Genomic DNA, 12323 nt, shown 5'->3' on the forward strand with positions numbered 1-12323 from the left:
TACATGAAAGCACTGCTCGATTTATTCAAGCAAGTTCAGCAAAATGAACAATTCGACGCGATTAAAATCGGCCTCGCGTCGCCTGATAAAATCCGCTCTTGGTCATACGGGGAAGTCAAAAAACCCGAAACCATTAACTACCGAACCTTTAAACCAGAACGCGATGGTCTGTTCTGCGCCAAGATATTTGGCCCGATCAAGGATTATGAATGCTTGTGCGGCAAGTACAAGCGCCTGAAACATCGCGGTGTCATCTGTGAAAAATGCGGTGTTGAAGTTACGCTTGCCAAGGTGCGCCGTGAACGCATGGGGCACATTGAACTAGCCTCGCCAACTGCGCATATCTGGTTCCTGAAATCGCTGCCATCGCGCCTCGGAATGGTGCTTGATATGACATTGCGCGATATTGAACGCGTGTTGTATTTTGAGGCCTATGTCGTGACTGATCCTGGTATGACGCCACTGAAAAAGTGTCAGATCATGTCGGAAGACGATTACGCCGCCAAATACGACGAATATGGTGACGACTTTACAGCTTTCATGGGAGCGGAAGGCATTCGTGAATTGCTGCGCTCGATCGATATTCATCGCGATGCAGAAACGCTGCGCGTCGAACTGAAAGAATCGAAGTCCGAAGCCAAGATCAAGAAATACGCAAAGCGCCTGAAAGTGCTTGAGGCGTTCCAGCGTTCCGGCATCAAGCCGGACTGGATGATCATGGAAGTACTGCCAGTCTTGCCACCCGAACTGCGCCCATTGGTGCCACTCGATGGCGGTCGCTTTGCAACTTCCGACCTGAACGACCTGTATCGCCGCGTCATCAACCGCAACAATCGTTTGAAGCGTTTGATGGAGTTGCGCGCGCCGGAAATTATCACCCGCAATGAAAAGCGGATGTTACAGGAAGCAGTCGATTCCTTGCTGGATAACGGCCGTCGTGGCAAAGCGATGACTGGCGCCAACAAGCGACCGCTGAAATCGCTAGCTGAAATGATTAAGGGCAAGGGCGGTCGCTTCCGTCAGAACTTGCTGGGCAAACGCGTCGATTACTCCGGTCGCTCCGTTATCGTGGTGGGACCGCAGCTGAAATTGCATCAGTGCGGCTTGCCGAAACTGATGGCACTGGAACTGTTCAAACCGTTCATTTTTAATAAGCTTGAACTCATGGGCTTGGCGACCACGATCAAGGCGGCTAAAAAACTGGTTGAAATTCAAGAGCCTGTGGTATGGGACATCCTTGAAGACGTAATTCGTGAACATCCGGTGATGCTGAACCGTGCACCGACACTACATCGTCTGGGTATTCAGGCGTTCGAGCCGGTGTTGATCGAAGGTAAGGCGATTCAATTGCATCCGCTGGTGTGTGCGGCGTTTAACGCCGACTTCGACGGCGATCAGATGGCGGTCCACGTGCCATTGTCGATCGAAGCGCAGATGGAGGCGCGCACGTTGATGCTGGCTTCCAACAACATCCTGTTCCCATCGAATGGCGAACCGTCTATCGTGCCTTCGCAGGATATCGTGTTGGGCTTGTATTACGCGACTCGTGAACAGATCAACGGCAAGAATGAAGGCATGATGTTCCCGGACGTGTCTGAAGTGATTCGTGCCTACGATAACAAGGAAGTCGAACTGACATCTCGCGTTACCGTGCGCATTACCGAATATCCGAAAGATGCGACTACCGGCGAATTTGTCAAAACGGTAACACGTTATGAAACCACGATTGGTCGTGCGATCCTGTCGGAAATTTTACCGAAGGGCTTGCCGTTCTCAGTGCTGAATCGTGCGCTGAAGAAGAAAGAAATTTCGAAACTGATCAACACTTCATTCCGCAAGTGCGGGTTGCGCGCTACCGTTGTGTTTGCTGACCAGTTGATGCAGTCAGGTTTCCGTTTGGCAACGCGCGCCGGTATTTCGATTTGTATCGATGACATGTTGGTGCCGCCACAAAAAGCAACCTTGATTGCCGCTGCAGAGCATGAAGTCAAGCAGATCGAGCAACAGTATTCGTCAGGCTTGGTGACGTCCGGCGAGCGCTACAACAAAGTCGTGGATATTTGGGGCAAGACCGGTGACGAAGTCGGCAAGGCCATGATGGACCAACTCAAAGTTGAAGATGTCATTAGGCGCGATGGCACCAAGTCGACTCAGGAATCCTTCAATGCGATTTACATGATGGCGGACTCGGGTGCACGTGGTTCCGCAGCACAGATTCGCCAGTTGGCGGGTATGCGTGGCCTGATGGCCAAACCGGATGGCTCGATTATCGAGACGCCGATTACTGCCAACTTCCGCGAAGGCTTGAATGTTCTTCAATACTTCATCTCCACGCACGGTGCTCGTAAAGGCTTGGCGGATACAGCTCTGAAGACGGCGAACTCCGGTTACCTGACACGCCGCTTAGTCGATGTGACGCAGGATCTGGTTGTGATTGAAGATGACTGCGGTACTTCGAATGGCGCAGTCATAAAGGCCTTGGTAGAAGGCGGTGAAGTCATTGAAGCATTGCGCGATCGTATTCTGGGTCGGGTGGCTGTAATCGACATTATCAATCCGGAAACACAGGCTACCCTGTATGAATCAGGCACTTTGCTTGACGAAGACATGGTGGAAGAGATTGAGCGCCTGGGTATTGATGAAGTCAAGGTTCGCACGCCACTGACATGCGATACCCGTTTCGGCTTGTGCGGAAAGTGTTATGGCCGCGACCTAGGGCGTGGTGTGCTGGTCAACGCAGGCGAAGCAGTCGGCGTGATTGCTGCACAATCGATCGGTGAGCCAGGCACGCAGTTGACGATGCGTACGTTCCATATCGGCGGTGCGGCATCCCGTGCAGCTGTTGCATCCGGTGTCGAGGCCAAATCCAGCGGCACCATCCGCTTCACTGCAACAATGCGTTATGTCACCAATGGTAAGGGCGACCAGATCGTCATTTCCCGTTCCGGTGAAGTTTTGATTACCGACGATCATGGCCGCGAACGTGAGCGCCATAAGGTTCCGTATGGCGCCACGCTTGCAGTCAAGGATGGCATGGATATCAAGGCCGGTGTTTTGTTGGCGACCTGGGATCCACTGACGCGTCCTATCATCACCGAATATGCCGGTACTGTGCGTTTCGAGAATGTTGAAGAAGGCGTGACGGTAGCCAAGCAAGTCGATGAAGTGACAGGTCTTTCCACCCTGGTTGCAATTGACGGGAAGCGACGCTCCGTCATGAAGACGCTACGTCCGCAAGTCAAGCTGTTGAATGAGCAGGGCGAAGAAGTGAAGATCGCTGGTACCGAACATGCGGTGACGATTGGCTTCCCAAATGGCGCGCTGATCATGGTAAAAGATGGCCAGCAAGCGACAGTGGGTGAAGTGCTGGCACGTATTCCGACTGAATCGCAGAAAACGCGCGATATCACGGGTGGTTTGCCACGTGTAGCGGAACTGTTTGAAGCCCGTTCGCCGAAAGATGCCGGTATGTTGGCGGAAGTCACAGGTACCGTTGCGTTTGGTAAAGAAACCAAGGGCAAACAGCGTCTTGAAATTACCGACATGGATGGAAATAAGCACGAATTCTTGATTGTCAAGGAAAAGCAAGTGCTGGTTCATGATGGTCAAGTCGTGAACAAGGGCGAGATGATTGTCGACGGCCCACGCGACCCGCAAGACATTTTGCGCCTGCTGGGAATTGAAGAGTTGGCGCGTTATATCGTCGACGAAGTGCAGGACGTATACCGCCTGCAAGGTGTGAAGATCAACGACAAGCACATTGAAGTGATCGTCCGTCAGATGCTGCGACGGGTGCAAATAGTCGATCCAGGCGATGCCAACTACATCGTGGGTGAGCAGGTTGAACGATCCGAATTGCTGGATGAGAATGATCGGGTAGTGGCGGCAGGCAAGATCCCGGCAACATATGAAAATATTCTGCTCGGGATTACTAAAGCATCGCTCTCGACTGATTCCTTCATTTCGGCTGCTTCCTTCCAGGAAACTACGCGTGTGCTTACTGAAGCTGCCATCATGGGCAAGCGTGACGGCCTGCGCGGGTTGAAAGAAAACGTAATTGTTGGTCGTTTGATTCCGGCAGGTACAGGTTTAGCGTTTCACCGTGCACGCAAACTGAAAGAAACTTGGGAAGCTGAAGAGCGTACTGCACTTTTGCAATCTGAAAAGGCCGCGCGTATCAGCGAGGCCGAAAATGATATTACAGAAGTGAGCGACAGCGCAGACGGCGAAGCATAGTCTTGCGCATGCGTAATTAGGAGACGGCACTTGAGTTAAGCTCCGGTGCCGTTTTTATCATTAGGCCAAATTCTATTTACTTTTAAATGAAACGATCGAAACGGGATTGTATTTAACGGTATTTTTTGGCTTTGGAGAGTACTTCATTTCTGGGTTACACACACTGTAAGTGTCTAGTGCGTTTATTCGATATTGTAGATAAAGAAAACTCTAGCTAGTATTATATTTACCGCACAGTATATATGCGGTAAATGGCAATATTTTCATGATACTCCCTGCTATTTAGTTATTGATGCTTTGCGTTTCCGTTAAACACGCGGATGCATTCAATCTCAAGCTTACTTAAATTGATTGCGTGAAGCGTGGAATAAGTTGAAAGCACTAACGGAAATTATCGCGCGAAAATAATGCATTTGTTGACTAGCGTTTTACACTGGTTTACACTAGGCAGTTCTCGATTTTAGGCTGAGTGTATTTTGTCTTTGCCCACGCCTGCATTTTTGAGGTTATGAAATCAAGTGGCGTATTGCATGCGCTGTTGTACCAAGTATGCGTCCCTTAATTATAGATTTTGGGGTCATGTTATTAACGTTGTAATTTTGTTGGATTTATAACGATGCCAACCATCAATCAATTGATTCGCCAGCCACGCGTTTCTACGCGTGTCAAGAGCAAATCGCCGGCGCTGGAAAACAGCCCGCAAAAACGCGGAGTATGCACTCGCGTTTATACAACAACGCCAAAAAAACCAAACTCGGCGTTGCGTAAAGTAGCAAAAGTACGCCTCACCAATGGCTTCGAGGTTATCTCGTACATCGGTGGTGAAGGCCATAATCTGCAAGAGCACAGTGTTGTCCTGCTGCGCGGCGGCCGTGTCAAGGATTTGCCTGGTGTTCGCTATCACATGGTGCGCGGCGCACTGGATACGCAAGGCGTTAAGGATCGTAAGCAGTCACGGTCTAAATACGGTACTAAGCGCGCTAAAGCTGCCAAGAAGTAATTATTTCCGCAATGCTTGTTATTTGCGGAGTTGTTGTCGGTCCCGAATGGGCCGAGTAAGTGGGTGGTTATGATGGCCATTCGCGAATGCGCCTAGAGTGCATTCAACTGAAGAGATAAAGGAATCGAAATGCCACGTCGTCGTGAAGTCCCCAAGCGCGAAATCCTGCCGGATCCAAAATTCGGTAATGTTGATGTCGCAAAATTTGTAAATGTTTTAATGCTTTCCGGCAAAAAATCTGTTGCTGAAAATATCATCTACGGTGCTTTTGAGCATATTCAGAGCAAGTCTGGAAAAGACCCATTGGAAGTATTCGCTGCTGCGATTGGTAATTGCAAGCCGATGGTTGAAGTAAAATCCCGTCGGGTTGGTGGTGCTAACTATCAAGTCCCAGTAGAAGTGCGTCCAGTTCGTCGGATGGCGTTGTCTATGCGCTGGTTGCGTGAGGCGGCTAACAAGCGTAGTGAAAAATCCATGCCGCAACGTCTGGGTGGTGAGTTGCTTGAGGCTGCAGAAGGTCGCGGCGGCGCAATGAAAAAACGCGATGAAGTACATCGTATGGCTGATGCGAACAAGGCATTCTCGCATTTCCGCTTTTAACTGATTGAGCAATCGCTCCTTCAGGTGTGTGAAGGTTGCTATCTGCGTGTTTAATTTATTCGAAGCCGGGCACATTTTTTCAGAAAATGGCGCTCGGTTTTGTACATTAAAAATTTAGGATTGAATATGGCTCGCAAGACCCCCATAGAGCGTTACCGCAATATCGGTATATCAGCTCATATTGATGCTGGCAAAACAACTACGACTGAACGCGTTTTGTTCTATACCGGTGTGAATCACAAAATTGGTGAAGTGCATGATGGCGCTGCCACCATGGACTGGATGGAGCAAGAGCAAGAGCGTGGAATTACAATCACATCTGCTGCTACCACATGTTTCTGGAAGGGAATGGGCAATAATTTCCCAGAGCACCATATCAATATTATTGATACCCCAGGTCACGTTGATTTCACTATCGAGGTTGAGCGTTCGATGCGTGTACTTGATGGTGCCTGCATGGTGTACTGTGCCGTTGGTGGTGTGCAGCCGCAGTCTGAGACGGTATGGCGCCAAGCCAACAAGTACAAAGTGCCGCGTTTGGCGTTCGTCAACAAGATGGATCGCACCGGTGCAAATTTCTTCAAAGTCTACGAGCAGATGCGTGCACGCTTGAAGGCTAACCCAATTCCATTGCAAATCCCGATCGGCGCAGAAGAGAACTTTTTGGGTGTAGTCGATCTGGTCAAGATGAAGGCAATCTATTGGGATGATGCTTCGCAAGGTATGAAATTTGATTATCGCGAAATCCCGGCTGAACTCATGGAGTCAGCAAAAGAATGGCGCGAGAAGCTCGTGGAAGCAGCAGCGGAAGCTACCGAGGAGTTGATGAATAAATACCTGGATGAGGGTGATTTATCCGAATCCGATATTAAAGCTGCCCTGCGTCAACGCACCATTGCGAGTGAAATAGTGCCAATGATGTGCGGTACGGCCTTTAAAAACAAGGGCGTGCAAGCCATGCTGGATGGCGTAATTGAATATCTGCCGTCACCAGTGGATATTCCACCTGTCGGCGGGCTGGACGAAGACGATGAACCTACTACGCGCAGAGCTGCGGATGATGAGAAATTTTCAGCGCTTGCGTTTAAGATCATGACGGATCCGTTTGTCGGTCAACTGATTTTCTTCCGCGTATATTCAGGCATGGTGAAGTCGGGCGATACCGTATTCAATCCGGTTAAAAACAAGAAAGAACGACTTGGCCGCATCCTCCAGATGCACGCCAACCAGCGTGAAGAAATCAAAGAAGTGCACGCCGGTGATATCGCAGCAGCAGTAGGTTTGAAAGAAGCTACTACTGGCGAAACCTTGTGCGATCCAAGTGCGATCATTACACTGGAACGCATGGTGTTCCCTGAGCCCGTGATTTCACAAGCCGTGGAGCCAAAGACCAAGCAGGATCAGGAAAAAATGGGTCTGGCACTCAACCGCCTCGCGCAAGAAGATCCATCCTTCCGCGTCAAAACAGATGAGGAATCTGGACAGACCATAATCTCAGGCATGGGCGAGTTGCACCTTGATATTATCGTTGATCGTATGCGACGTGAATTTAACGTTGAGGCAACAGTGGGCAAGCCGCAAGTTGCTTATCGCGAAACGATTCGTAAAACTTGCGAGGAGATAGAAGGCAAGTTTGTAAAGCAGTCCGGTGGTCGCGGTCAATACGGACACGTTGTATTGAAGCTCGAGCCGCAAGAGCCAGGCAAAGGATTTGAGTTCGTTGATGCGATCAAGGGTGGTACCGTTCCGCGCGAATATATTCCGGCAGTCGAAAAAGGCGTCAGAGAAACATTAACTTCAGGTGTCATGGCCGGATATCCGGTCGTGGACGTGAAAGTGACATTGTTTTTCGGTTCATATCACGATGTTGACTCGAATGAAAATGCCTTCCGTATGGCGGCCTCTATGGCTTTCAAAGATGGTTGTCGTAAGGCGAGCCCAGTGATCCTTGAGCCAATGATGGCGGTGGAAGTGGAAACGCCAGAAGATTACGCCGGTACTGTGATGGGTGATTTATCTTCCCGTCGGGGTATGGTTCAAGGGATGGATGAAATTGCTGGTGGTGGCGGTAAAGTAATACGCGCAGAAGTTCCGCTTTCAGAAATGTTTGGTTACTCGACATCGTTGCGATCTGCAACACAAGGGCGCGCAACTTACACGATGGAATTCAAACATTACGCTGAAGCGCCAAAGAATGTAGCTGACGCAATCGTTACTGCTAAAAGCAAATAAGTATTTAATTGCATCTCTCACTCCACAAGGAGTGAGTTTCTAAACAAATATATAAATCGTTCTTTTTGAAGGAAAATTTGAAATGGCAAAAAGCAAATATGAGCGGACCAAGCCGCACGTGAATGTGGGCACGATTGGACACGTTGATCACGGCAAGACCACGTTGACGGCGGCGATTGCAACCGTATTGTCGAAGAAATTTGGTGGCGAAGCCAAAGGCTACGACCAGATTGACAATGCGCCGGAAGAAAAGGCCCGCGGCATCACCATCAACACCTCGCACGTTGAATACGAAACAGAAGCGCGCCACTACGCCCACGTAGACTGCCCAGGCCACGCCGACTATGTCAAAAACATGATCACCGGCGCGGCACAAATGGACGGAGCAATCCTGGTGTGTTCCGCAGCCGACGGCCCAATGCCGCAAACGCGCGAACACATCCTGCTGGCACGTCAAGTCGGCGTACCCTACATCATCGTGTTCCTGAACAAATGCGACATGGTTGACGACGAAGAATTGCTCGAACTCGTCGAAATGGAAGTGCGCGAACTGCTCGTCAAATACGAATTTCCTGGCGACGACCTGCCCATCATCAAAGGCTCCGCCAAGCTCGCACTCGAAGGCGACAAAGGCCCGCTGGGCGAAGAAGCCATCCTTGCCCTCGCCAATGCCCTCGACACCTACATTCCGACCCCGGAACGCGCGATCGACGGCGCCTTCCTGCTGCCGGTAGAAGACGTATTTTCCATCTCTGGTCGCGGCACCGTAGTCACCGGACGTATCGAACGCGGCGTCGTTAAAGTTGGTGAAGAAATTGAAATCATCGGCATCAAAGACACCGTCAAAAGCACTTGCACCGGCGTTGAAATGTTCCACAAGCTGCTCGACCAAGGTCAAGCCGGCGACAACGTAGGCGTACTCCTGCGTGGCACTAAGCGCGAAGACGTAGAGCGCGGCCAAGTACTGGCCAAGCCAGGCTCCATCAAGCCGCACAATCACTTTACTGGTGAAATCTACGTATTGTCCAAAGACGAAGGTGGCCGTCACACGCCGTTCTTCAACAACTACCGTCCGCAGTTCTACTTCCGTACTACCGACGTAACTGGCTCGATCGAATTGCCAAAAGACAAAGAGATGGTCATGCCGGGCGACAACGTCTCCATTACAGTCAAATTGATCAACCCGATTGCGATGGAAGAAGGCTTGCGCTTCGCTATTCGCGAAGGCGGCCGTACTGTAGGTGCTGGCGTCGTTGCAAAAATTCTTGAGTAAATAGCACTCTAGATTTGACGGGAATCGTCAAATCATATCGCCGCGAATGCAGTAGCTTTCGCGGCTCGTTCTTTTAAGGAATAATCATGCAAAATCAAAAAATCCGTATCCGCCTGAAATCGTTTGACTATAAATTAATTGATCAGTCTGCGCTTGAAATTGTTGAAACAGCAAAACGAACTGGCGCGGTAGTTAAGGGACCGGTACCATTGCCAACGCGGATTCAACGCTTTGATGTACTGCGTTCACCGCACGTCAACAAAACTTCCCGCGATCAATTTGAAATCCGTACGCACCAGCGATTAATGGATATCGTGGACCCAACAGATAAGACTGTAGATGCATTGATGAAACTGGATTTGCCTGCTGGTGTGGATGTTGAAATTAAATTACAGTAATTAAAGGCGGACATAACATAACTCGTTGTAAAAATAAAGTTATTGAGTTAAAATAATCGGCTTCAGTGTGAGTTCGCAGTTTTGCGTACTCACACATTATCAGTAGTACAAACAGTCAGCCCTGCCCAATCGTAGGTGGGAATGGAGAAAACAATGAGCCTAGGCCTTGTTGGTCGTAAGGTTGGTATGATGCGTATTTTTACGGATGATGGGAATTCAGTTCCTGTAACCGTTCTGGACGTATCAAACAATCGAGTAACACAAATTAAAACGCCTGCTATAGATGGTTATTCCGCAGTGCAAGTTGCATTCGGTCAGCGCCGTGCTTCCAGGGTTAATAAGGCAACTGCTGGTCATCACGCCAAAGCTGGTGTTGAGGCTGGTTCCTTCCTCAAAGAATTTCGTGTCGATTCTGCTAAGGCTTCAGAAATGAAGTCTGGCGATGTGGTGGCCGCTAGCTTGTTTGAGGTTGGCCAAAAAGTTGATGTGCAGGGCGTGACTATAGGTAAGGGTTATGCTGGTGTTATCAAGCGCTATCATTTCTCTTCAGGGCGCGCAACGCACGGTAACTCGCGTTCGCATAATGTGCCGGGATCAATTGGTATGGCACAGGACCCAGGTCGTGTATTTCCTGGTAAGCGCATGACAGGACATCTGGGTGATGCAACGCGCACAGTGCAGAATCTTGAAATTACGCGTATTGACGCTGAACGCCAACTACTGTTGGTTAAGGGTGCTATACCCGGTGCGAAAAATGGTCAGGTCGTTGTAACACCTGCTATTAAAGCGCAAGCTAAGAAGGGGGCGTAATCAATGGAACTTAAGCTCCTAAATGATCAAGGACAGGCTGGCTCAAATGTTGCTGCTCCAGATGCGGTATTTGGGCGTGACTACAATGAAGCCTTGATACATCAAGTCGTAGTTGCATATCAAGCGAATGCTCGTAGCGGCAATCGCAAACAAAAAGACCGTCAAGAAGTTCATCACTCGACTAAAAAACCTTGGCGTCAAAAAGGTACTGGGCGCGCACGTGCTGGTATGTCATCGTCGCCTTTGTGGCGTGGCGGTGGCCGTATTTTCCCAAATTCACCAGATGAAAACTTCACACACAAAGTTAATAAGAAAATGTATCGCGCGGGTGTTTGCTCGATACTTTCTCAGTTGGCACGTGAAGATCGTTTGCTCGTCATCGAAAATTTGACCTTGGAGGCACCGAAAACGAAACTTCTGTCTCAAAAGCTGAAAGCTATGGGTCTGGATTCGGTGTTGGTAATTACTGATTCTCTGGATGAAAATCTATTGTTGGCATCGCGCAACCTGCCGCATGTTTTGGTGGTTGAGCCGCACCAAGCTGATCCAGTTTCTTTGGTTCACTACAAGAAGATCGTGATCACAAAGTCGGCATTGGTCAAGATTGAGGAGATGCTGGCATGAACACGACAGTAAAACATAGCGAAGAGCGTTTATTGAAGGTGTTGTTGGCGCCTGTAATTTCTGAAAAAGCTACTTTCGTCGCAGAGAAAAACGAGCAAGTCATTTTTCTCGTAATGCCTGATGCTACTAAGCCAGAAATCAGAGCTGCAGTTGAATTGCTTTTCAAGGTTCAAGTGGAATCTGTGCAGGTCGCCAATCGCATTGGTAAGCAAAAACGCTCAGGTAAATTTAATGGCCGTCGCAATCATACCAAGCGAGCATTCGTATGCTTGAAGCCGGGCCAAGAAATCAACTTCTCCGAGGAGGCTAAATAATGGCGCTCGTTAAGGTAAAGCCAACCTCGCCTGGTCGTCGTGGCATGGTTAAAGTTGTAAATGCCGATTTATATAAAGGTCGGCCGTTTGCAGCGCTTATAGAAAAAAAATCGAAGAGTGCGGGCCGAAATAATAATGGTCACATTACGACTCGTCACATCGGAGGCGGTCATAAACAGCATTACCGCGTAATCGATTTTCGTCGTAACAAAGATGGGATCGTGGCAAAAGTAGAGCGTATTGAATACGATCCTAATCGTACGGCAAATATTGCGTTGTTATGCTACGCAGATGGTGAGCGTCATTACATCATCGCACCAAAGGGATTGTCAGTTGGTGATCAATTGATGAATGGCCCGCAGGCATCCATTAAATCGGGGAACTGCCTTCCCATTCGCAATATTCCTGTCGGTACAACCATGCATTGCGTTGAGATGCTGCCTGGTAAAGGTGCTCAGATGGCACGTACTGCAGGTGCAGGCGTTGTGCTAATGGCTCGCGACGGTACTTATGCTCAAGTGCGTTTGCGATCTGGTGAAGTGCGGCGCGTTCATATTGAATGCAGAGCTACTGTCGGAGAAGTCGGTAACGGCGAGCACAATTTGCGTAAGATTGGTAAGGCCGGTGCAATGCGCTGGCGTGGTGTTCGTCCTACAGTTCGTGGTGTTGTTATGAACCCTGTAGATCACCCGCACGGTGGTGGTGAAGGTAAAACTGCAGCCGGACGTCATCCAGTGTCGCCATGGGGTCAGCAGACCAAAGGTAAGAAGACGCGTCGCAATAAGCGCACGACTTCTATGATTATCTCGCGCCGTGGCAAGAAATAAGGGGTAGCA

10 protein-coding genes are annotated in these 12323 nt (G+C 49.5%); all 10 read left to right on the forward strand.

Going from position 1 to position 12323, the window contains the following annotated elements; all coding sequences use genetic code 11:
• The first annotated feature begins 3 nt into the window (after positions 1 to 3).
• Positions 4 to 4236 carry a DNA-directed RNA polymerase subunit beta' gene (gene rpoC / locus KGFNPO_RS01075; RefSeq protein ID WP_472632717.1) on the forward strand — a complete coding sequence of 1411 codons (4233 nt, stop codon included), beginning with the start codon at positions 4 to 6 and terminating at the stop codon, positions 4234 to 4236.
• A 616-nt stretch (positions 4237 to 4852) separates the two neighbouring features.
• Positions 4853 to 5236, forward strand: coding sequence for a 30S ribosomal protein S12 (gene rpsL / locus KGFNPO_RS01080; RefSeq protein WP_472614349.1), 384 nt, complete (start codon positions 4853 to 4855; stop codon positions 5234 to 5236).
• A 129-nt stretch (positions 5237 to 5365) separates the two neighbouring features.
• Entirely contained in the window at positions 5366 to 5836 is a 471-nt protein-coding gene (rpsG, locus tag KGFNPO_RS01085) for a 30S ribosomal protein S7 (RefSeq protein WP_472614350.1), read from the forward strand.
• A gap of 126 nt (positions 5837 to 5962) precedes the next feature.
• Positions 5963 to 8068, forward strand: a complete 2106-nt coding sequence (fusA, locus tag KGFNPO_RS01090; protein ID WP_472632718.1) for an elongation factor G — start codon at positions 5963 to 5965, stop codon at positions 8066 to 8068.
• Positions 8069 to 8150: 82 nt separating this feature from the next.
• The gene (gene tuf / locus KGFNPO_RS01095) at positions 8151 to 9341 is read left to right on the forward strand and encodes an elongation factor Tu (protein WP_472614340.1); all 1191 of its coding nucleotides are present in this window, start codon (positions 8151 to 8153) and stop codon (positions 9339 to 9341) included.
• Positions 9342 to 9427: 86 nt separating this feature from the next.
• On the forward strand, positions 9428 to 9739 hold the full coding sequence (gene rpsJ, locus KGFNPO_RS01100; protein WP_472614352.1) for a 30S ribosomal protein S10: 312 nt from the start codon (positions 9428 to 9430) through the stop codon (positions 9737 to 9739).
• 141 nt (positions 9740 to 9880) lie between these two features.
• Positions 9881 to 10549 (forward strand): 50S ribosomal protein L3, encoded by a 669-nt coding sequence (gene rplC / locus KGFNPO_RS01105; RefSeq protein ID WP_472614353.1) that lies wholly within the window; start codon positions 9881 to 9883, stop codon positions 10547 to 10549.
• 3 nt (positions 10550 to 10552) lie between these two features.
• The gene (gene rplD, locus KGFNPO_RS01110; protein WP_472614354.1) at positions 10553 to 11173 is read left to right on the forward strand and encodes a 50S ribosomal protein L4; all 621 of its coding nucleotides are present in this window, start codon (positions 10553 to 10555) and stop codon (positions 11171 to 11173) included.
• Entirely contained in the window at positions 11170 to 11487 is a 318-nt protein-coding gene (gene rplW, locus KGFNPO_RS01115) for a 50S ribosomal protein L23 (RefSeq protein WP_472614355.1), read from the forward strand. The genes rplD and rplW overlap by 4 nt, the downstream gene beginning before the upstream one ends.
• Positions 11487 to 12314, forward strand: a complete 828-nt coding sequence (gene rplB / locus KGFNPO_RS01120; protein WP_472614356.1) for a 50S ribosomal protein L2 — start codon at positions 11487 to 11489, stop codon at positions 12312 to 12314. Before rplW ends, rplB begins: the two co-directional genes overlap by 1 nt.
• Positions 12315 to 12323 lie beyond the last annotated feature (9 nt).

This window comes from Gelidimonas diazotrophica (assembly GCF_055694025.1).